Origin of the sequence: Nocardioides sp. zg-DK7169 (genome assembly GCF_013155365.1) — a bacterium.
Taxonomy (GTDB): Bacteria; Actinomycetota; Actinomycetes; order Propionibacteriales; family Nocardioidaceae; genus Nocardioides.
The window spans coordinates 138591-158758 of the sequence record NZ_JABJRA010000010.1 but is presented as its reverse complement, the minus strand read 5'-3'; the positions used below and the strand labels follow the sequence as shown (position 1 = coordinate 158758).

20 protein-coding genes, 2 tRNA genes and 1 other RNA gene are annotated in these 20168 nt (G+C 73.9%); 8 read left to right on the top strand and 15 right to left on the bottom strand.

From position 1 onward, the window contains the following. Positions 1 to 31: 31 nt before the first annotated feature. On the bottom strand, positions 32 to 667 hold the full coding sequence (locus HOQ23_RS15755) for a 3-oxoacid CoA-transferase subunit B (RefSeq protein ID WP_172215534.1): 636 nt from the start codon (positions 665 to 667) through the stop codon (positions 32 to 34). Further along, positions 664 to 1446 (bottom strand): CoA transferase subunit A, encoded by a 783-nt coding sequence (locus tag HOQ23_RS15750; RefSeq protein WP_172215533.1) that lies wholly within the window; start codon positions 1444 to 1446, stop codon positions 664 to 666. Before HOQ23_RS15750 ends, HOQ23_RS15755 begins: the two co-directional genes overlap by 4 nt. A gap of 102 nt (positions 1447 to 1548) precedes the next feature. Here HOQ23_RS15750 and HOQ23_RS15745 point away from each other — a divergent pair, with 102 nt between their 5' ends. Genes HOQ23_RS15745 through HOQ23_RS15735 form a run of 3 tightly spaced genes read left to right on the top strand, consistent with a single transcriptional unit; the run spans position 1549 to position 4560 of the window. Further along, positions 1549 to 2340: an IclR family transcriptional regulator gene (locus tag HOQ23_RS15745; protein WP_172215532.1), complete on the top strand. Its 792-nt coding sequence runs from the start codon at positions 1549 to 1551 to the stop codon at positions 2338 to 2340. Position 2341: 1 nt separating this feature from the next. Further along, positions 2342 to 3376: an ArsA-related P-loop ATPase gene (locus HOQ23_RS15740; RefSeq protein WP_367650527.1), complete on the top strand. Its 1035-nt coding sequence runs from the start codon at positions 2342 to 2344 to the stop codon at positions 3374 to 3376. Then, the gene (locus HOQ23_RS15735; protein WP_172215531.1) at positions 3373 to 4560 is read left to right on the top strand and encodes an ArsA-related P-loop ATPase; all 1188 of its coding nucleotides are present in this window, start codon (positions 3373 to 3375) and stop codon (positions 4558 to 4560) included. Before HOQ23_RS15740 ends, HOQ23_RS15735 begins: the two co-directional genes overlap by 4 nt. A gap of 56 nt (positions 4561 to 4616) precedes the next feature. Here HOQ23_RS15735 and HOQ23_RS15730 read toward each other — a convergent pair whose 3' ends face one another. Further along, on the bottom strand, positions 4617 to 4919 hold the full coding sequence (locus HOQ23_RS15730) for a WhiB family transcriptional regulator (protein ID WP_172215633.1): 303 nt from the start codon (positions 4917 to 4919) through the stop codon (positions 4617 to 4619). Between the two features lie 194 nt (positions 4920 to 5113). Here HOQ23_RS15730 and HOQ23_RS15725 point away from each other — a divergent pair, with 194 nt between their 5' ends. After that, positions 5114 to 7336 (top strand): transglycosylase domain-containing protein, encoded by a 2223-nt coding sequence (locus HOQ23_RS15725; RefSeq protein WP_172215530.1) that lies wholly within the window; start codon positions 5114 to 5116, stop codon positions 7334 to 7336. A 90-nt stretch (positions 7337 to 7426) separates the two neighbouring features. Here HOQ23_RS15725 and HOQ23_RS15720 read toward each other — a convergent pair whose 3' ends face one another. Beyond that, positions 7427 to 7891 (bottom strand): GatB/YqeY domain-containing protein, encoded by a 465-nt coding sequence (locus HOQ23_RS15720; protein ID WP_172215529.1) that lies wholly within the window; start codon positions 7889 to 7891, stop codon positions 7427 to 7429. A 25-nt stretch (positions 7892 to 7916) separates the two neighbouring features. On the opposite strand from HOQ23_RS15720, the gene HOQ23_RS15715 reads away from it, so the two are divergent. The 3 genes from HOQ23_RS15715 to HOQ23_RS15705 all read left to right on the top strand — a co-directional run bounded on the left by HOQ23_RS15715 (position 7917) and on the right by HOQ23_RS15705 (position 9886). Further along, positions 7917 to 8840 (top strand): metallophosphoesterase, encoded by a 924-nt coding sequence (locus tag HOQ23_RS15715; protein ID WP_172215528.1) that lies wholly within the window; start codon positions 7917 to 7919, stop codon positions 8838 to 8840. A gap of 76 nt (positions 8841 to 8916) precedes the next feature. Further along, a tRNA-Pro gene (locus HOQ23_RS15710) sits at positions 8917 to 8990 on the top strand. A 515-nt stretch (positions 8991 to 9505) separates the two neighbouring features. Then, a complete protein-coding gene (locus tag HOQ23_RS15705; RefSeq protein WP_172215527.1) occupies positions 9506 to 9886 on the top strand; it encodes a hypothetical protein in 381 nt (126 codons plus the stop codon). Between the two features lie 31 nt (positions 9887 to 9917). Here the strand turns inward: HOQ23_RS15705 and HOQ23_RS15700 are convergent, their stop codons facing one another. The 7 genes from HOQ23_RS15700 to ffs form a co-directional block, all read right to left on the bottom strand. Continuing rightward, positions 9918 to 10961, bottom strand: coding sequence for an aspartate-semialdehyde dehydrogenase (locus HOQ23_RS15700; protein WP_172215526.1), 1044 nt, complete (start codon positions 10959 to 10961; stop codon positions 9918 to 9920). A 1-nt stretch (position 10962) separates the two neighbouring features. Beyond that, entirely contained in the window at positions 10963 to 12237 is a 1275-nt protein-coding gene (locus HOQ23_RS15695; RefSeq protein WP_172215525.1) for an aspartate kinase, read from the bottom strand. Positions 12238 to 12336: 99 nt separating this feature from the next. After that, positions 12337 to 12972 (bottom strand): DUF5063 domain-containing protein, encoded by a 636-nt coding sequence (locus HOQ23_RS15690; protein WP_253945571.1) that lies wholly within the window; start codon positions 12970 to 12972, stop codon positions 12337 to 12339. Then, positions 12969 to 13565 carry a recombination mediator RecR gene (recR, locus tag HOQ23_RS15685; protein ID WP_172215524.1) on the bottom strand — a complete coding sequence of 199 codons (597 nt, stop codon included), beginning with the start codon at positions 13563 to 13565 and terminating at the stop codon, positions 12969 to 12971. Before recR ends, HOQ23_RS15690 begins: the two co-directional genes overlap by 4 nt. 11 nt (positions 13566 to 13576) lie before the next feature. Continuing rightward, positions 13577 to 13960, bottom strand: coding sequence for a YbaB/EbfC family nucleoid-associated protein (locus HOQ23_RS15680; protein ID WP_172215523.1), 384 nt, complete (start codon positions 13958 to 13960; stop codon positions 13577 to 13579). A gap of 60 nt (positions 13961 to 14020) precedes the next feature. Then, a complete protein-coding gene (locus HOQ23_RS15675) occupies positions 14021 to 16123 on the bottom strand; it encodes a DNA polymerase III subunit gamma and tau (protein WP_172215522.1) in 2103 nt (700 codons plus the stop codon). Positions 16124 to 16189: 66 nt separating this feature from the next. Continuing rightward, positions 16190 to 16280: signal recognition particle sRNA small type (gene ffs, locus HOQ23_RS15670), an RNA gene on the bottom strand. A gap of 131 nt (positions 16281 to 16411) precedes the next feature. Here ffs and HOQ23_RS15665 point away from each other — a divergent pair. Continuing rightward, positions 16412 to 16500: transfer RNA gene (locus HOQ23_RS15665), tRNA-Ser, on the top strand. Positions 16501 to 16565: 65 nt separating this feature from the next. Here the strand turns inward: HOQ23_RS15665 and HOQ23_RS15660 are convergent. The 4 genes from HOQ23_RS15660 to HOQ23_RS15645 form a co-directional block, all read right to left on the bottom strand. Further along, positions 16566 to 17975, bottom strand: coding sequence for a type VII secretion protein EccB (locus HOQ23_RS15660; RefSeq protein ID WP_172215521.1), 1410 nt, complete (start codon positions 17973 to 17975; stop codon positions 16566 to 16568). A gap of 1 nt (position 17976) precedes the next feature. Then, complete coding sequence (locus HOQ23_RS21635; protein ID WP_367650526.1) at positions 17977 to 19242, bottom strand: EsaB/YukD family protein; 1266 nt, start codon at positions 19240 to 19242, stop codon at positions 17977 to 17979. Positions 19243 to 19318: 76 nt separating this feature from the next. Further along, entirely contained in the window at positions 19319 to 19633 is a 315-nt protein-coding gene (locus HOQ23_RS15650; protein WP_216654283.1) for a WXG100 family type VII secretion target, read from the bottom strand. 36 nt (positions 19634 to 19669) lie between these two features. Further along, positions 19670 to 19981, bottom strand: coding sequence for a WXG100 family type VII secretion target (locus tag HOQ23_RS15645; RefSeq protein WP_172215519.1), 312 nt, complete (start codon positions 19979 to 19981; stop codon positions 19670 to 19672). Positions 19982 to 20168 lie beyond the last annotated feature (187 nt).

Here is a 20168-nt window from a genome sequence, read left to right as displayed (position 1 = left end):
CAGCCCGTCTGGAGCACCGGGCCGGGCCTGCTCACAGCTCGGAGATCAGCTCCGGCTCGGTCTTCTCGCGGACCTCGTCCTCGGTGACGCCGGGGGCGAGCTCGACGAGGTGCAGCCCGTCGGGACGCACGTCGATGACGCACAGGTCGGTGATGATGCGCTGCACGACGCCCTTGCCGGTGTAGGGCAGCGAGCACTCCTGGACGACCTTGTAGGAGCCGTCGCGGGCCACGTGCTCCATCAGCACGATGACCTTCTTGGCGCCGTGGACGAGGTCCATCGCGCCGCCCATGCCCTTGACCATCTTGCCCGGGATCATCCAGTTGGCGATGTCGCCCGCCGCCGAGACCTGCATGGCGCCGAGGATCGCGGCGTCGATCTTGCCGCCGCGGATCATCCCGAAGGACAGCGCGGAGTCGAAGAACGACGCGCCGCGCCGCACGGTCACGGTCTCCTTGCCGGCGTTGATCAGGTCGGGGTCCTCCTCGCCGGCGAGCGGGTAGGCGCCCACGCCGAGGATGCCGTTCTCGGACTGCAGCACCAGCTCGACGTCGTCGGCGACGTAGTTCGGGACCAGGGTCGGCAGGCCGATGCCCAGGTTGACGTAGGAGCCGTCGCTCAGCTCGGCGGCCGCGCGGGCGGCCATCTCCTCACGGGTCCAGCTCATCGGGTCTCCTCCTGGGGGCGCACGGTCCGCTTCTCGATGCGCTTGTCGGCCGCCTGCTCCGGGGTCAGCTCCACCACGCGGTGCACGAAGACGCCCGGCACGTGCACCTCGTTGGGGTCCAGCTCGCCGGGCTCGACCAGCTCCTCGACCTCGGCGACGGTGATCCGCCCGCACATCGCGGCGAGCGGGTTGAAGTTGCGGGCGGCGTCGCGGAAGACCAGGTTGCCGTGCCGGTCGCCCTTCCAGGCGCGCACCAGGCCGAAGTCGGCGACGAGCGCGGTCTCGAGCACGAACTCGCGGGGGCCCTCGGCGGTCTCGAACACCCGGACCTCCTTCGCCGGCGAGGCGACGACCACGTTGCCCGCGTCGTCGTAGCGCCACGGCAGGCCGCCCTCGGCGACCTGGGTGCCGACGCCGGTGGCGGTGAAGAACGCCGGGATCCCGGTGCCGCCGGCGCGCATCCGCTCGGCCAGCGTGCCCTGCGGGTTCAGCTCGACCTCGAGCTCGCCGGAGAGGTACTGGCGGGCGAACTCCTTGTTCTCCCCGACGTACGACGCGACGACGCGGCGCAGGCGACCGGCGGTGAGCAGCAGCCCCAGGCCCCAGTCGTCGACGCCGGCGTTGTTCGAGAAGACCTCCAGGTCGCGGGTGCCCGCCTCCAGGATCGCCTGGATCGTCACCGAGGGAATGCCGCACAGGCCGAACCCGCCGACGGCCAGCGAGGCACCGTCGGGGATGTCGGCGACCGCGGCAGCAGCCGACTCCATCACCTTGTCCATCCCGCGATTCAAGGCAGCCCTCCCCGGCGCCGTCAACGCTCCGCGCCCCGACCGCCCGGATCACTCGCCCACCGGACCCGACGACGGAGTAGCGTTCACCAGGTGAACGCGACGACTCCACCGGTGGACGTCGTCGGGCGGACCGGCACCGTCCTGCGGGCGCTGGCGGCGCACGAGCCCGGCGGCGCGACGACGACCGCCGTGGCGCAGTGGTGCGGGCTGGCCCGCCCGACCACCCACCGACTGCTCAGCGCCCTGGCCCGCGAGGGCCTCGCGGACCGCGACCCGGACTCCGGGCGCTGGCTGCTGGGGCCCGAGCTGTTCTTCCTCGGCTCCGCGGCTGCCGCCCGCTACGACGTGACCTCGGTGGCCCACCCGTTCGTACGCCGCCTCGCCGACGCGACCGGGGAGAGCGCGTTCTTCTCGGCCCGCCGCGGCGACGAGACGATCTGCCTGGTCCGCGAGGACGGCAGCTTCCCGATCCGCTCCCACGTGCTGAGCGAGGGGGTGCGGTTCCCGCTCGGGGTCGCCTCCGCCGGCATGGTCGTCCTGGCGCACCTGCCGGACACCGAGATCGAGGAGCTGCTGGCGCGCACCGACCTGAGCGCCGCCTGGGGAGAGCAGCACCGCGCCGAGGAGGTGCGCCGCCACGTGGCGCTGACCCGCGCCCAGGGCTACTCCGTCAACCCCGGCCTCATCGTGGACGGCAGCTGGGGCCTCGGCGCGGCGGTGTTCGACGCCGACGGCCGGCCCCGCTGGGCGCTCAGCATCACCGCCATCGAGCAGCGCCTCGGGCCGGACCGGCGTCGCGAGCTCGGCCGGATGCTGCTGCGCGAGGCACACGAGCTCTCGCGGGCCCTGCAGCGCCGTGGCCCCAGCGCCTACTCTTCGTGACGTGAGCCATACCGACCCCGCCCCCGGACACGGGCAGGTCCGCCTGCACGTGGTCACCGGCAAGGGCGGCACCGGGAAGTCGACGGTCGCCGCCGCCCTCGCACTCGCGCTCGCCTCGCACGGGCGCAACGTGCTGCTCTGCGAGGTGGAGGGGCGCCAGGGCATCGCCCGGATGTTCGACGTCGACCCGCTGCCGTACGCCGAGCGGCGCATCGCCACCGGCCTCGTCGGCGGCGACGCGGGCCACGGGCGCGCGGGCAGCGCCGGCACCGTCCACGCGCTGCACATCGACGCCGAGTCCGCGCTGCTGGAGTACCTCGCGATGTACTACAAGCTCGGCCGCGCCGGACGCGCCCTGGACCGCTTCGGGGTGACCGAGTTCGCGACCACGATCGCACCGGGTGTCCGCGACGTGCTGCTCACCGGCAAGGTCTACGAGGCCGTGGAGCGCAACAGCCGCAACCGCGGCGCGACCACCTACGACGCGGTCGTCCTCGACGCCCCGCCGACCGGGCGGATCGCCCGGTTCCTCAACGTCGGCAAGGAGCTCGCCGGCCTGGCGAAGGTCGGGCCGATCCGCAGCCAGGCGGACACGATGATGACGCTGTTCCGCTCCCCCCACACCGCGATCCACCTCGTCACCGTCCTGGAGGAGATGCCCGTGCAGGAGACCTGGGACGGGATCGAGGAGCTGCGCGGCGACGGGCTGCCGGTCGGCAGCGTCGTGGTCAACCAGGTCCGACCGCGCGAGATCGACGAGAGCGTGCTGGCCACCGTGCGCACCGGAGGCGTCGACGAGGCGGCGCTGGGCGCCGACCTCGAGGCGGCCGGCGTGGAGATCACCCCCCACCTCGTCGACGGGCTGGTGGCCGAGGCCCGCGACCACGCGGAGCGCCGGGCGCTGGAGGAGGCCCAGCGCGCCGTCGTCGACGGTTTCGGCGTCCCGGTGCTGGAGCTGCCCCGCCTGCCCGGCGGGGTCGACCTCGGCGGGCTCTACGACCTCGCCGCCCGACTGCGCGAGCAGGGCCTCGGATGAGCGCCGCACGCTCCGCGCGCACCCGCGTCGGCCCGCTCGCCGCCCGCCCCGGCACCGCACCCGTCCTGGACGTGGACGCGATGCTCGACGACCCCGGGACCGGGATCATCGTGTGCTGCGGCTCCGGCGGCGTCGGCAAGACCACGACCTCCGCGGCGCTCGCGCTGCGCGCCGCCGAGCGCGGCCGGCGCGTCGTGGTCCTCACCATCGACCCCGCGCGCCGCCTGGCCCAGTCGATGGGCATCGCGCAGCTCGACAACACCCCGCGCCCGGTCCTGGGGGTCGACGACGCGGCGGGCGGCAGTCTCGACGCGATGATGCTCGACATGAAGCGCACCTTCGACGAGGTCGTGCTCTCCCAGGCCACCCCGGAGAAGGCCCGGCAGATCCTGGAGAACCCCTTCTACATCGCGCTCTCCAGCTCCTTCGCCGGCACCCAGGAGTACATGGCGATGGAGAAGCTCGGGCAGATCCACCACGACGCCCGCGTCGAGGGGACCTACGACCTGATCGTCGTCGACACCCCGCCGTCGCGCTCGGCGCTGGACTTCCTCGACTCCCCCGAGCGACTCTCGAGCTTCCTCGACGGCCGCTTCGTGCGGGTGATGCTGGCCCCCGCCCGCGGCCCGGCGAAGCTGATGAGCGCCGGCGTCGGCCTGATCACCAACGCCCTCACCAAGGTGCTGGGCGGGCAGATGCTGCGTGACCTGCAGACCTTCGTCGCCGCGCTGGACACCGTCTTCGGCGGCTTCCGGGCGCGCGCACAGAAGACCTACGCGCTGCTCCAGGCCGACGGCACGGCGTTCCTCGTCGTCGCCGCGCCCGAGCCGGACGCGCTGCGCGAGGCGGCGTACTTCGTCGAGCGCCTGGGCGAGGACGACATGCCGCTCGCCGGGCTGGTCGTGAACCGGGCGACCCCACCGCCGCTCGGCGAGCTCTCCGCCGACGAGGCGATGACCGCCGCCGCGCGGGTGCGCAAGCGCGACCCGCGCTCGCTCACCGCAGGGCTGCTGCGGCTGCACGCCGACCGGGTCCGCGCCGTCGAGCGCGAGGCCGCCCTGGTCGAGCGGTTCGGTGCGGCCCATCCGTACGTCGAGACCGCAGTGATCCCGGCGCTGCCCGGTGACGTGCACGACCTCGACGGCCTGCGCCGCGTGGCGGCGCTGCTGGCCGGCGAGGAATGACCTGAGGCCGCCGAGGCGACCCGCTCGCGCGGGGCCGTCCTCGGCGGCTCGGGCGCTCAGACCTTGGTCTGGTCCGGGACCGGGGTCCCGGTGGTGTTCTTCTCGCGCGCGGTCTCCAGGACCGTGCGCCAGGAGGCGGCGGGACGGCGACGCAGCAGCGCGCGACGCTCGCGCTCCGTCATCCCTCCCCAGACCCCCCACTCGATCTGGTTGTCGAGCGCCTCCGCGAGGCACTCGGTGCGCACGGAGCAGCCCGAGCACACCTGCTTCGCCTTGTTCTGCTCTGCTCCCCTGACAAAAAGCTGATCGGGCGACGCCTCGCGGCATGCCGCGCGCGGCGTCCAGTCCTCAACCCACATAGTGATGTCCCCACAACGTCCGAGATAGGTCAACGTCCCCATGACGCCTTCCCGGGTTACCCCTCCACCATTGAAGGTAAAGACCATCTCCCGAGGGGAACAGACCCATATGGACCACTGACCGTAGTCCGAATTGACTAGTCTGTGTCGACTACGACATCCCGGGGGTCGTCTGGCCCCCGTACCCTGAGGTCATGTCGCAGCCCTCCTCCGAGCGCCCGCCTGCCCGCAGGCTGCTCAGTCACCTCGCCGTGATGGTGGCGGTCTCCGCCGTCCTGGGCGTCGTCGTCGCCGGCCTGGCCATCCCGTTCGCCGGGATCGCGGGCATCGGCGCCAAGAACGTCGCCGAGACGATGGACAACCTCCCCAAGGAGCTCGAGACGCAGGCGCTCCCGCAGCGCACGCGCATCGTGGACATCGAGGGCGACACGGTCGCGACGCTGTACGACCAGAACCGCGTCGAGGTCCCGCTGCACCAGATCTCGCGCACGATGGTCAAGGCGATCGTCGCGATCGAGGACTACCGCTTCTACCAGCACGGCGCCCTCGACCTGAAGGGCACGCTGCGCGCCTTCCTCACCAACGCCGCCAACGACGGCGCGGTGCAGGGCGGATCCTCGATCACCCAGCAGCTGGTCAAGCAGACGCTGGTGACCCAGGCCCGCACCAAGGAGGAGCGCCTCGAGGCCACCGACCGCAGCTACGCGCGCAAGCTGCGCGAGCTGCAGTACGCCGTGGCGATGGAGCAGGCGCACAGCAAGGACTGGATCCTCGAGCGCTACCTCAACACCGTCTACTTCGGCGACGGCGCCTACGGCATCCAGGCGGCCGCGAAGAACTACTTCGACGTCAACGCCCGCGACCTCAACCTCGCCCAGTCCGCCACCCTGGCCGGCCTGGTGAAGAACCCCTCCGGCTACGACCCGACCAACGCCCCGGACCGCGCCCTCGAGCGCCGCAACATCGTCCTGGACCGGATGGCCGAGCTCAACGTGGTGCCCCGCGCCCGCGCCGAGAAGGTCAAGCGCCAGGGCCTGCGCCTGGACCCGCAGCCCACCAACAACGGCTGCGTGGACTCCACCGCCGCGTTCTTCTGCGACTACGTCGTGGAGTACCTGATGCGCGACAAGGCCCTGGGCGACACCAAGGCCGAGCGCCGCCAGCTGCTGTGGGCCGGCGGCCTCACCATCCACACCACCCTGGACCAGCGCTTCCAGGACGCCGCGGACGCCTCGGTCGCCGAGCACGTGAACCCCACCGACTCCGCGATCGGCGGGCTCGCGATGGTCGAGCCCGGCACCGGCAAGGTCCGCGCCCTGGCCCAGTCCCGCCCGATGGGCCCGGACCGGGAGAAGGGCCAGACGTTCCTCAACTACGTGGTCAAGGAGTCGCTCGGCAACTCCAAGGGCTTCCAGGGCGGCTCGACGTTCAAGGCGTTCGTGCTGGCCGCCGCCCTCGAGAAGGGCCTGCCGCTGACCACGTCGTTCAACTCCCCGTCCTCGCTGACGCTGTCCGAGTCCGGCTTCGAGGACTGCGACGGCGAGCCGTACGGCTACGGCACCTGGCAGGTGGGCAACTCCACGACCTCCGGGACCAAGAACATGTACTCCGGCACCCGGGAGTCGGTGAACACCTACTTCGCCCAGCTCGAGCGCGCGATCGGCATCTGCAAGCCCTACGAGCTCGCCCGCAAGCTCGGCCTCGAGCTCGACAACCCCACCGGTGAGGGCCCCGGCCTCGCCGAGCGGGTGCCGACCTTCACCCTCGGCGTCGCCGACGTCAGCCCGCTGGAGATGGCCGAGGCGTACGCCACCTTCGCCGCCCGCGGCCTGCACTGCGCGACCCGCCCGGTCACCAGCATCGAGGACCCGCAGGGCAACGTGCTCAAGGAGTACCCGGACCGCTGCACGCAGGTGCTCGAGCAGAGCACCGCCGACGCCGTGAACGACGTCCTGCGCGGCGTCATCGAGGGCGGCTTCGCCTCCGCCCAGGCGCTCGACCAGGACGCGGCCGGCAAGACCGGCACCACCCAGGACGGCAAGGCCGTGTGGTTCATCGGCTACACCACCGAGCTGGCCACCGCCGCGATGATCGCCGGCGCCAACGACTTCGGCACCCCGATCCCGCTCGTGGGCCAGACGATCGGTGGCGACTACATCTCCACCGCCTCCGGCTCCGGGTTCGCCGGTCCGATGTGGGGCGACGCGATGAAGGTCATCGACGACTTCACCGAGAACAACACCTTCGTCTTCCCCTCCGGGGTCTCCGGAGCCGGCGTCACGTCGGTCGCACCGCCGCCGGCTCCGGAGAGCAACGGCGGCGGCCGTGGCGACGACGTCGGCCGCGACGACGACCGGGGGAACGGCGGGAACCGCGGCAACGGACGCGGTGGACGCGGCGGTGGACGCGGGCGCTGAGCCCGCCGCCAGGACCGGACAGGACAGCAACGGACCCGCACCCTCGAGAAGTCGAGGGTGCGGGTCCGTCGTCGTAGCGGGGGCGGGGGCTCAGGCGGCGCCGAGCTGGCGGCGTACCTCCGCGGCGACGGCGGCGCCGTCCGCGCGGCCCTTGACCTGCGGGGTCACGACGCCCATCACCTTGCCCATGGCCTTCATGCCCTCGCCGGCCGCGTCGGTGCTCTCGAGGGCCTCGCGGACCACGTCGGCGATCTCCTCGGGGGTGAGCTGCGCGGGCAGGTAGTCGGCGATCACGGCGGCCTCGGCGCGCTCCTTGGCGGCGCGGTCGGGACGGTCGCCGTCCTCGAAGGCCACCGCGGCCTCGCGACGCTTCTTCGCCTCGGCCGAGAGCACCCCGATGACGTCGTCGTCGCTCAGCTCGCGGGCGACCTTGCCCGAGACCTCGGCATTGGTGATCGCGGTGAGGACCATGCGCAGGGTGCCCGAGCGGACCTCGTCGCGGGCCTTGATGGCCGTGGTGAGGTCGGCGCGGAGACGGTCCTTGAGAGAGCTCATGAGGTCATTGTGGCAGCCTTGGCCCATGCTCTGGACCCGCGCTCTGACCGCGATGGCCGGCGTCGGGGCGGTGGGCGGCGCCGCGCTCACGGCGTACGCCGCCACGGAGGCGCGCGCCTACACGCTGCGCCGCGTCGAGGTGCCGCTGCTCCCGCGCGGACGGCGTGCGCTGCGGGTGCTGCACCTCTCCGACATCCACGCGACCCCCGGCCAGCAGCGCAAGCTGGAGTGGCTCTCCTCCCTCGCCACGCTGCGCCCGGACCTGGTGGTCAACACCGGCGACAACCTGGCCCACCGCGAGGCGGTCGGGCCGGTCGTCGAGGCGCTGGGCGCGCTCCTGGACGTCCCGGGCGTCTTCGTGCTCGGCAGCAACGACTACTTCGAGCCCTCGATGCGCAACCCCGCGCGCTACCTGCTGCCCGACGACGGCCGGCGCCACACCGACGTCCCCGAGCTGCCGTGGCGCGACCTCTGTGCCACGTTCAGCCGATCCGGGTGGCTCGACCTCACCAACACCCGCGGTGGCCTGACCGTCGACGGGACCTCCTTCGCGTTCGCGGGCGTGGACGACCCGCACCTGGGCTACGACCGCCTCGACCTGGTCGAGGGCCCGGCGGACCCGGCCGCCGACGTACGACTGGCCGTCGCTCACGCGCCGTACCTGCGGGTGCTGGACCGGTTCGCCGCCGACGGGTACGACGCGATCCTCGCCGGGCACACCCATGGCGGACAGGTCTGCCTGCCCGGCGGCCGTGCGCTGGCGACCAACTGCGACCTCGAGCCCGCCCGGGCGCGCGGCCTGCACCGCCACCCGGCCGGCTCCCGCCCCGGCGACCCGGGGTCGTCGTGGCTGCACGTCTCCGCGGGACTGGGCACCAACCCCTACATCCGGCTGCGCGTCGCCTGCCGCCCCGAGGCCACGCTGCTGACCCTCGTCGCCCGGGAGTGAGCCCGATTGGGGACCCGGCGAGGTCCTCCGGTATGCTCCAGTGCTTGTGAGCCGGGTGTGAACCCGCGATCACGATCGGGCTGTGGCGCAGCTTGGTAGCGCGCCTCGTTCGGGACGAGGAGGCCGCAGGTTCAAATCCTGTCAGCCCGACAGATGGCCAGGAGCCGGATCCACTCAGGTGGGTCCGGCTCCTGTCATTTCGCCGAGTCGGCGCTAGTGGTTGCGCGAGTCGGCGCTCATGGTTGCGCGAGTCGGCGCTAGTGGTTGCGCGAGTCGGCGCTCGTGGTTCGCCAGGTCTCGACTCACGTGGCCAGAACTCTCGATTCGGACGTCAGAAGTCTCGATTCGACCGTGGGGCGGGGCTGGCGTGGTCTGCGACACTGTGCGCCATGGCAGACGACGACCGCGGCGGTGACGCGCCGTCCCTCGAGCCGCCCTCGCTGAACCCGTTCCGGCGACGGGGACGTGGTGCCCCCGAGGCAGATTCGGTTGCGCCTGCGCCGCCGCCTCCCGCGCCTGCGCGGGCACCTGCCGCACGACCGGCCACGCCGCCGCCTCCTGCCGCCGCCCCGGCGCCGGCCGCCGTACGGACGCAGGAGCGCCCTGAGGCGCCTCCCCGGCCGCCGCGGGCCCCTCGGACGCCCCGGGTCCCCCACGGACCCCTGGTGGTCCCCGGGCTCCTGGCCGCGGTGCTGGGCGGGCTCCTCGTCGGTGTGGGCGCGGTGTCCCTCACCGCGGGCGGCATGGAGGCCTGCGAGTCGGTGCGCGGCACGTCCGCGTGCGGCCGGGGCCCCGGCTTCGTGCTGCTGCTCGCGATCGTGGCGGTGCTGGTCGTGCTGGGCACCGCGCTGCTGCGGGCGCTGCGCCACCCGGCCCCGCTCGGCACCAGCCTGCTGGGCGTCGGCCTGCTCGTGGTGGCGGTGCTGGTGCTGGCCGACCACGTGTTCGCGTCGTGGATGGCGCTGGTCGTCCCGGTGCTGGCCGCGGCGTCGTACGCCGGAGGGCACGCCCTCGTCTCACACGCGGACGAGCCCGCCCCCGACTGACTCGGGGACGGGCTCGCCGGCGGTGCGGGGCTCAGCGCGAGGCGGCGATGAGCTCCGCGATCTGCACGGTGTTGAGGGCCGCGCCCTTGCGCAGGTTGTCGTTGCTGATGAAGAGCGCGAGCCCGCGGTCGCCGTCGACGCCCTCGTCGCGGCGGATCCGCCCGACGTACGACGGGTCCTTGCCGGCCGCCTGGAGCGGGTTGGGGATGTCGCTGAGCTCGACGCCGGGGGCGGCGGCGAGCAGCTCGGTGGCCCGCTCCGGGGTGATCGCCCGGTCGAACTCGGCGTTGACCGAGAGCGAGTGACCGGTGAAGACGGGGACGCGCACGCAGATGCCGGACACGCGCAGCTCGGGGATGCCGAGGATCTTGCGCGACTCGTTGCGCAGCTTCTGCTCCTCGTCGGTCTCGTTGAGACCGTCCTCGACGAGGTTGCCGGCGAAGGGCAGCACGTTGTAGGCGATGGTGCGCTTGTAGACCGACGGCTCGCCCAGGTCCACGGCCTCGCCGTCGTAGGCGAGCTCGCGGGCCTTGTCCCCGCCGGCGGCGATGCCCCCGGCGAGCTCCTCGACGCCGGCGATGCCGGAGCCGCTGACGGCCTGGTAGGTGGAGACCACCAGCCGGCGCAGGCCGGCCTCCTCGTGCAGCGGCTTGAGCACGGGCATCGCGGCCATCGTGGTGCAGTTCGGGTTCGCGATGATCCCGCGCCCGGCCTCGATGACGGCCTGGGCGTCCTGCGGGTTCACCTCGGAGACCACGAGCGGGATGGCGGGGTCCTTGCGGAACGCCGAGGAGTTGTCGACGACGATCACGCCGGCGTCGACGAAGCGCTGGGCCAGCGCACGCGAGGCGGTCGCGCCGGCGGAGAACAGCGCCACGTCGAGGCCGCTGGGGTCGGCGGTGGTGGAGTCCTCCACGACGACCTCGCGGCCCTCGTAGGACAGCACCTTGCCCGCGGAGCGGGGGCTGGCGAAGAAGCGGATCTCCTCCACGGGGAAGGAACGCTCGGCGAGGATCTGGCGCATCGCGACGCCGACCTGGCCGGTGGCGCCGACGACGCCGATACGGATGCCCATGTCAGCGTCCCGTTCCGCCGTAGACGACGGCCTCGACCTCGGTGGCGTCGAGGTCGAAGGCCGTGTGCGTGGCGCGCACGGCCTCGTCGATCTGGACCTCGTCGACGATCACCGAGATGCGGATCTCGGAGGTGGAGATCATCCCGATGTTGACCCCTGCGTTGGCCAGCGCGGAGAAGAACTTCGCCGTGATGCCGGGGTGCGAGCGCATGCCCGCGCCGACCAGCGAGACCTTGCCGACCTGGTCGTCGAAGAGCAGGCGGTCGAAGCCGACCTCGTCCTGGACGCGCGCGAGGGCGCTCATCGCGGCCTGGCCGTCGCTGCCGGGCAGCGTGAAGGAGATGTCGGTCAGACCGGTCGCGGCGGCTGAGACGTTCTGCACCACCATGTCGATGTTGACGCCCGCGGCGGCGAGGGTCTCGAAGATCCGGGCGGCCTCGCCGACCTTGTCGGGCACGCCGACCACGGTGATCTTGGCCTGCGACCGATCGTGGGCGACACCGGCGATGATCGGCTGCTCCATGGACTGTGCTCCTGCCTGGGCGTCGGGGGTGATCCAGGTGCCTTCCTTCTGGGAGAAGGAGGACCGGACGTGGATCGGCATCTGGTAGCGGCGGGCGTACTCGACGCACCGCAGGTGAAGGATCTTGGCGCCGGAGGCCGCCATCTCGAGCATCTCCTCGGCGGAGACGCTGTCGAGCTTGCGGGCGGCCGGGACGATGCGCGGGTCCGCGGTGAAGACGCCGTCGACGTCGCTGTAGATCTCGCACACCTCGGCACCGAGCGCGGCGGCCAGGGCCACCGCGGTCGTGTCGGAGGCGCCGCGGCCCAGCGTGGTGACGTCCTTGGTGTCCTGCGAGACGCCCTGGAAGCCGGCGACGATCGCGATCGCACCGTCCGCCAGCGCCTGCTCGATGCGGCCCGGCGTGATGTCGATGATCTTGGCCCGGCCGTGGGCCGAGTCGGTGATCACGCCCGCCTGCGACCCGGTGAAGGACTGCGCCTTGTGGCCGAGCTGGGCGATCGCCATCGCGACCAGCGCCATGGACATCCGCTCACCGGCGGTCAGCAGCATGTCCAGCTCACGCGGCGGCGGCAGCGGGGAGACCTGCTCGGCGAGGTCACGGAGCTCGTCGGTCGTGTCACCCATGGCGGAGACGACCACGACGACGTCGTGACCGGCCTTGCGGGTGTTGACGATGCGCTGCGCGACCCGCTTGATCCCGGCCGCGTCAGCGACGGACGAGCCGCCGTACTTCTGCACGACAATGCTCACGACTGCTTCCCTCGCAACTCGGTGGAGATGACTGGACGACCGCACGACACGAGGCGCGGACCGGATCGGTCCGCGCACCCCCGGGCGGCCTCCGCGAGTTTATCGCGGGGGCTCCTCGCCCCCACCCAGCATCTCATCAGCTGCGGCAAGCTGGTCGTCCTCGTCGAGCACCTCGGCGTCGAGGCGGTCGTGGGTCACGATCGACTGGAGCGCCCGCAGCACCCCGCTGGCGGCGTTGCCCCACGAGGAGACGTAGGAGAACTGCCACCACCACAGCGCCTCGGCGACGTCGCCGGCACGGTGGTGGCGCAGGCCGTTCGCGACCTCCGCGGCGATGGCGGCGAGGTCGTCGGAGAGCAACTCCTCGACGAGCTCGGGGGCGTAGGCGTCGAAGTTCACGACGTAGGGGTCCACCGGCCCCAGCAGCCGGGCCAGCCGCTCGCGCATCAGGTCCAGGTCGGGGTCCGGGCCGACGTCGGGCTGGTACTCCGCATCCGGGGTGAAGTCGGCCTGCGCGCCGAGGCGCGCCCCGGCGAGCAGGAGCTGGCTGACCTCGAGCAGGAGCAGCGAGATCGCCCGCCCGCCGGCCTCGTCACGAGCGATCGCCTGGAGCGCGAGCAGGAAGCTCTCGACCTGGTCGGCGATCTGCTGGGCGAAGTCCTCGGTGGCGGCCTCGAGGGGCGCCATGGGGCGCGAGGTGGAGGTGGGGGTGGGAGCCGGGGTGGGTGTGGTCATTCGGCGGTCCGCCTTCCTGCGAATGCTCGGCCGAGTGTCACCTCGTCTGCGTACTCGAGGTCGCCCCCCACAGGCAGTCCACTCGCCAGACGCGTCACGCGCAACCCCAGCGGGCGCAGCATCCGGGTCAGGTAGGTCGCCGTCGCCTCGCCCTCGAGGTTGGGATCGGTCGCCAGGATCGTCTCCGTGATCGCCCCGTCGGCGAGGCGCGTCATCAGCTCGCGGATGCGCAGCTGCTCGGGGCCGATGCCGTCGATCGGCGAGATCGCGCCGCCGAGCACGTGGTAGCGCCCGCGGAACTCGCGGGTGCGCTCGATCGCGACGACGTCCTTGTACTCCTCCACCACGCACAGCACCGAGGGGTCACGGCGCGGGTCGCGGCAGATACGGCACTGCTCGTCCTCGGAGACGTTGAAGCAGACCGAGCAGAACTTCACCTTCGCCTTGACCTCGGTGAGCACGTCGGCGAGCCGACGTACGTCGACCGGGTCGGCCTGGAGGATGTGGAACGCGATGCGCTGCGCGCTCTTGGGACCCACCCCGGGCAGCCGGCCCAGCTCGTCGATCAGGTCCTGGACGACACCTTCGTACAACGCCGGTGTCCCTAGAAGCCGAGCTGACCGGGCAGCCCGCCGGGGGTGTCTCCCCCGGTGAGGCCGCCGGCCAGCGGACCGAGTGCCTCGCTCGCGACGGCGTCGGCCTGGGCCTTGGCGTCGCGGTAGGCGGCCACGACCATGTCGCCGAGGTCGGTGAGGTCGTCGGCGTCGTCGCCGTCGAACTGTCCGGCCTTGATCGCGACGCCGACCAGCTCGCCGACGCCGTTGACGGTCACGGTCACCGCACCGCCGGCCACGGTGCCCTCGACCGTGGAGTCGGCGAGGCGCTGCTGGGCCTCGTGGAGCTGCTCCTGCATCTGCTGGGCCTGCTGGAGGAGCGCGTTCATGTCGAAGCCGCCGCCACCGAGCGCCTCGAAGGGGTTCTGGGTCATCGCAGTCTCACCTGGTCCTGTCCTGGGTCTGGTGCTGGGTCTGGGAGCGGCTCGTCGCGCTCACTGGTGCCGGATCTCCTCGATCAGCTTGGCCCCGAGCTCGCGCTGGAGCAGCTCGGCGCCGCCCAGCTCGTCGAGGTCGGCGTCGAGGTCGTCACGGCGGGCGTCGGCGTCACGGTCGACGACGCCCTCGGTCGCGGCCGGCTCGGGCGTCCCGGCCGCACGGGTCGGCTGGACCGCCTGGCGGGCCAGGTTGACCGGGTCGTGGTCAGGTGGGCGCGGCGGAGCCTGGTCGGCCCAGGCCGGCGGCGCGCCGGGGGGCTGCTGCGGCTGGCCGTCCGCGGCGGGCGGGGCCGGGGCGGGCGGGGCCGGGGCGTCCGCGGGAGGCGCCGGCGGGGCGGGAGGGGCGGGCGGGGCCGCGGGTGCCGCGGCCCCGACCTGGGTGCCGGGGTCGATGATCGTCTCGATGCGCCACTCGGCACCGACCACGTCGATCGCGGCCTGGCGCAGGACGGCGTCGCAGCCGCCGGCGACGAAGGAGTCGCGGGCGCCGACGTTGGAGAACCCGACCGTCAAGACGTTGCCCTCGAGCCCGACCACCTGGCAGTTCTGGGTGAGGATCATCCAGGCCACCCGGCGGCGCAGCTTGGTGGCCTCGACGATGTCGGGCCACAGGCGACGCACCTCGACCAGCGAGAGCGCGCCGGACGATGCCGCGGGCGCCGGCTGGGTCGGCTGCTGGGTCTGCTGCGGCTGGGCGGGCTGGGCCTGCTGGGGAGCCTGCGGCTGGGCGGGCGGCTGCACGGGCGGTTGGGCCTGCTGCGGCGCGGGCCACTGCGGGGCGGGTGCCTGCGCGGCGGGGGCAGGCGCCGGGGCGGGCGCCGGCGGGGCGGCCACCTCCGGGTGCCGCTCGGCGGCGACGTGGACGTCGGCCGGGCGGTCCTGCGCCGGCGGGGGCGCCGGGGCGGCGGGGCGCGCGGGCGACGGCGTACCGGTGATGGTGAGGCGCTTCTCGAGCCGCTCGAGGCGGGCCATCACGCCCTCGGTGGAATGGTCGGCGCCGGGCAGGAGCACCCGGGCGCAGATCAGCTCCAGCAGCAGGCGCGGCGCGGTGGCGCCGCGCATCTCGGTCAGCCCGGTGGCGACCAGGTCGGCGGCGCGGGATAGCTCGGTGCTGCCGAAGCGAGCGGCCTGGGCGACCAGGCGCTCGCCCTGGTCCTCGGAGACGTCGATCAGGCCGGAGACGGTGGCCTCGGGCACCGCGGCCACGATCACCAGGTCGCGCAGCCGGCGCAGCAGGTCCTCGGTGAAGCGACGCGGGTCCTGCCCGGTCTCGATCACCTTGTCCACCACACCGAAGACGGCCGCCCCGTCGCCGGCCGCGAAGGCGTCGACGACCTCGTCGAGCAGCGTGTCCGGGGTGTAGCCGAGCAGGCCGGTCGCGAGCTCGTGGGTGACCCCCTCGGGGCCGCTGCCGCCGAGCAGCTGGTCGAGCACCGACAGGGTGTCGCGCGCCGAGCCGCCACCGGCCCGGACCACCAGCGGCAGCGCCGCCGGCTCGATGGCGACGCCCTCCTTGGCGGCGAGCTCGGAGAGGTAGGAGGAGAGCAGCCGCGGCGGGATCAGCCGGAACGGGTAGTGGTGGGTGCGCGAGCGGATGGTCGGGATGACCTTGTCCGGCTCGGTGGTCGCGAAGATGAAGCGCAGGTGCGGCGGCGGCTCCTCGACGAGCTTGAGCAGCGCGTTGAAGCCCTGCGGGGAGACCATGTGGGCCTCGTCGATGATGTAGACCTTGTAGCGGCTCTTGACCGGGGAGAAGAACGCCTTCTCGCGCAGGTCGCGGGCGTCGTCCACACCGCCGTGCGACGCGGCGTCGATCTCGATGACGTCGATCGAGCCGCCCCCGCCGCGGGCCAGGTCGCGGCAGCTCTCGCACTCCCCGCACGGGTCCGCGATCGGCGCCTTCTCGCAGTTCAGGGCGCGCGCCAGGATCCGGGCCGACGTCGTCTTGCCACAGCCGCGTGGGCCGGAGAAGAGGTAGGCGTGGTTGACCCGGTTGTTCGCGAGCGCGGCGCGCAGCGGTCCGGTCACGTGATCCTGGCCGATGACCTCGGCGAAGGTCTCGGGCCGGTAGCGGCGGTACAACGCGAGGGGTGACTCCACGTCAGAACCCTAACCACCGGGTCCGACAGCCGGTAGCGCGCCGGTCGCAGACGTCGCATGAGACACAAAGGCCCCCCGCGTACCCGACAGAGCTCACTTACCCTTGCTGCCTTCCGGCCCTGGGGGAGTTGGGTGAGATGCCGCCACGCGGGGGGTTGGCCGCAACTCTAGGCGACGCCCGCCGGAGGCACCAAGGCGGCCGGTCCCCTCGGGCGTCGCGGCGTGCCGAGCGCGGGTCGGACGGGGTCGATTTCACCCCCTGTCGGGGCGACCGGTACGCTCCGTCGCGGAGGATTCGCCTAGTGGCCTATGGCGCTCGCTTGGAAAGCGGGTTGGGTTAACAGCCCTCAGGGGTTCGAATCCCCTATCCTCCGCCAGCAGGAGCCCCCGACGTCCGCGTCGGGGGCTCCTTCGCATTTCCGGCCCTTCCTCCTCGCCTGCCTCACTGGCCTCCCCCGCCGCCCGCCGCCGCCCGGGAGAGCAGCGTGCCCTCGCCGAGGACGGCCAGCCAGGCCGCCGGGACGGCGACGGCCTCCCGCTCGTAGCCGAGCCACCCGGCCGTCGGGCCGTCCGCCAGCCGGTGCGCGCGCCCGCGCCCGTCGACGAGGTACGTCGGCCCCGGGGCGCGGCGCCCGGCGACCCGCACGTGCGCGCCGGCGCCGGGCTCGACCTCGACCCGGACACCTCCCCCACCGGAGCCGGCGGCCGGGCCGCGCGGGTCGCGGGCCAAGGACACGCCGGGCCGCTCCCCGGCACCCGCGTGCAGCACCAGGCACGGTGGGCCGGTCGTCCCGGTGGGCACCGCCACCGGCCAGCGCAGCGCCGCGAGGCCGCTGCTCTCCAGCCCTCCCGGGGCGGCCGGGACGCGCACGGGCGCCTCGCCGGCCGCCACGAGGTGGCGGTGGACCAGGGCCGCGAAGGGGTTCAGGACGACCGCACCGGTGCGGGTCACCAGGTAGGGCCGGGCCGCGGGGTCCTCGACGACGTCGCCGACCAGGGTGCCCGGGGGCAGCCCGCGCGCCTCGGGGTCCGCGACCGGCGCGCCGAGGTCCTCCGCTGCGAACGCCGCCGCGTCGAGGGCCCCACCGGCGGGGAGCAGCGCCAGCCACTCGGCAGGCACCGGCACCGCGTCGGCCCAGATCGGGAGGTCCAGCTCGCGCAGCAGCCGGTCCGCGGCCGCCTGGTCCTCGGAGAGCCGGTAGCGGTGGGCCAGCCCCGCCCCACCTGCGCCGTCGGACCCGGCCTGCGCGACCAGGTGGCGCTCCTCGCCGTACCGCACCACGAAGGCGGCCCTCGGGGTCTCGACGGCGGCGGGCGCGGTCGCGATGGTGACGACGAGCCCGGGCGGCTGCTCCGCCTCCGCGGTGCCGGCGGGTGGCGCCACGCACGCCGTCCAGCCGTCGTGCACCAACCGGTCCTCGGCCGGCGGCTGCGCCGGGCCGTCGGGCAGCCCGAGGTCCGCGCCCCTCCGGGCGGTGGCCAGGGTCTCCGCGGAGACGACGCGCGGCTCCGCGGGGCCCTCGAGCAGCAGGCGCGCGGAGGTGAGGTCGGGGACCGCGTGCACCACCGGCGGGTCCCGCTCCTCGAGGACGACGAAGAGGGCGCCGCTCTCCCGAACCATCAGCAGCCCGGGACGGGCCCAGCCGGGGTCCTCCGACGGGCGGTCGAGCAGGCGCCCGGCGGCGGCACTGCCGGCCAGGACGAGGGCGGCGAGCACCAGCCCCCCGAACAGCAGCCGCCCGGGGCGCGACGGCTCCACCTCCTGGCCGTCCGGTGCCCCGGAGACGAACGCCGTGGCGACCCGGCGACGCTCGAAGGCCTGCGCCTCGGCCAGGTCGCGCCGGGTGACCACCTCAGGCCCCGAGCACGCGCGGCAGGCCCGCGGCCACGGCGAGCACGGGCAGCAGGGAGAGCAGCGCCGCCGTCTCGACCAGGTCACCCACGCGTCCGCGACGTACCGGCCCCGCGGGGACGGCATCGACGACGAGCGTGCCGACCCCGGTGGCCAGCAGCGCCAGCGCGGTCTCCGTGCGCCACCCCGGGTGCAGCACCAGTACGGCGACCGCGGTGCCCAGCAGGCCCGCGACACCGAGGGTCGTCGCGGCCAGCGCCCCGGCGCGGTGACGGTGGTGCCGCCCTCGCAGCAGCACCACCAGGCAGGACGCCACCGCGAGCGTGGTGCCGGCCGTGCCGAGGGACACCGCGACCGGCGCGAGCGCGACGACGGCGAGGCCGATGGCGACCGAGAGGACGAGCAGGAGCTCCTGCGCGGCCCGCACGTCCTCGCGGACCCGGCCGGGGTCGGGCGGTCCGAGCGCGTCGACCCCGACGCCGACGAGCCCGAGCGCCCACCGCGGGAGCAGCCCGGTGGCCAGGACCGCGAGCACGAGCAGCACCGCCGCGACGACGCCTGGCTCGACGCCGAGCACCCGGTGCGTCTGGATCCCCGCGAGGCAACCGAGCCCGCCGGCCAGCGGCACCACGGCCCAGGCCCGGCCGGCACGCAGCCCCAGCAGGCCGGCAGCGCCGGCGCTCGCCGCCGCCGCGGCCGCTCCGGACAGGGCCGGGACCGCGAGCTGCGGGGCGAGCAGGGCCCCGGCCACCACGGCGTACGCGACCGCGGACCACAGGGCCGCCAGTGCCGACCCGCGGCGCCCCCGCGAGGCGACGACCGCGCCACCGAGCAGGCCCACCGCCACGCCGGTCGCGCCGGCACCCGCGAGCGGCGGGTCGTCGTGGCCCAGCAGGGCCGCCGCACCGAGGAGCAGGACGAGCGGGCCGGCGAGCAGGGAGCTGCGTGGGACGCCGGACCCGCGCCGCGGCGACTCCCCCTCCACCACGGCCAGGACCGCCTCGGTGAGGTCGTCGTGGCGAGGTGGCGGCGGCTCGGCGACACCCGCCACCACCGTGAGCAGGGCGCCGTCCTCGACGCCCTGGCCGCGCAGCCCGGTCGCCCCGGACAGCGGGCGCCCCGTGGCCGTGGTCAGCCGGTGGCCGCCCGCCGCCGAGCGCGCGTCGAGCAGACCCACGCAGCGGGCCAGCTCGGGCAGCAGCTCGGCGACGGGGACCGCGCCCGGCAGCACCAGGTCCACCCGGCGGGTGGCGGAGGCGACGGTCACCCTGACCGTCCCGGCTCCCCCGACCTCCGGTCCTCCGGTCCGGCAGGGAGGCCCGGGCTGGTACGGCACCGCTCCCTCAGCCGCCGAACGTCGCGGCGCCGCGGGCGTCGGCGGCGGCGTACTCCGCGTTGGAGGCGGAGACCGCGCGCCCGGTGTCGTCGAGCAGCTGGCGCATCTCGGTCATCGCGGCGTCCCAAGTCGCCTTGGCCTGGAGGTAGGCCTCCTGGGCGCGCCCGGTCCAGTCGCTGCGCAGCGGGACGAGCTCGCTCTCGAGCCGGTCGAGGCGCTGGTCGATCTCGCGCGCCTTGCGGCGCAGGTCGTCGGCGGCCTGGTCGAGGCCGGCGTGGTGGACGAGCATGCCGCCGTCGGGTGATCCGGGAGAAGTGGTCATGGGTCGCTCCTGGTGCTGGTATCGGAAGGGGGTCGCTCACCCGAGCCGCGACGCGGCCGCGGTGAAGGTGGCGGACTGCTGGTCGTCGGTGGCGAGGTTGATCTGCTCGGTGCGGGTCAGCGCGGCCTCGAGGTCGTGCAGGGCGGCCACGATGGTGGCCTGCTTGTCGGTCCAGGCGCGGTGCAGGCGGAAGAACGCCTGCGCGCCCTGGCCCTGCCAGCGGGCCTGCGCGCCACCGATCTGGTCGGAGAGCTGGGCGGAGAGGCTGTCGAAGTCGCCCTGGGCGTCGGCGACGAGCGCCGCGGCGGCCGTGAGGGTGCCTGCGCCCTGGCCGTAGGTGCCGGTCATGGAGTGCTCCTGTCCGGTGACGGCGCACCGTCACACGTGGGTCGAGAGGGGTGAGGGGGACTGCGGTCCGGCACGCTCCTCGAGCGGCCGGACTCGCCGCTCCTACCGCCGCCCCGACGGGGCGAAACGGGGTCCGGGCGCTTTCCACAGGGCACGCCCGGGCCTGTCGACGCGCCACCTCCGCCGG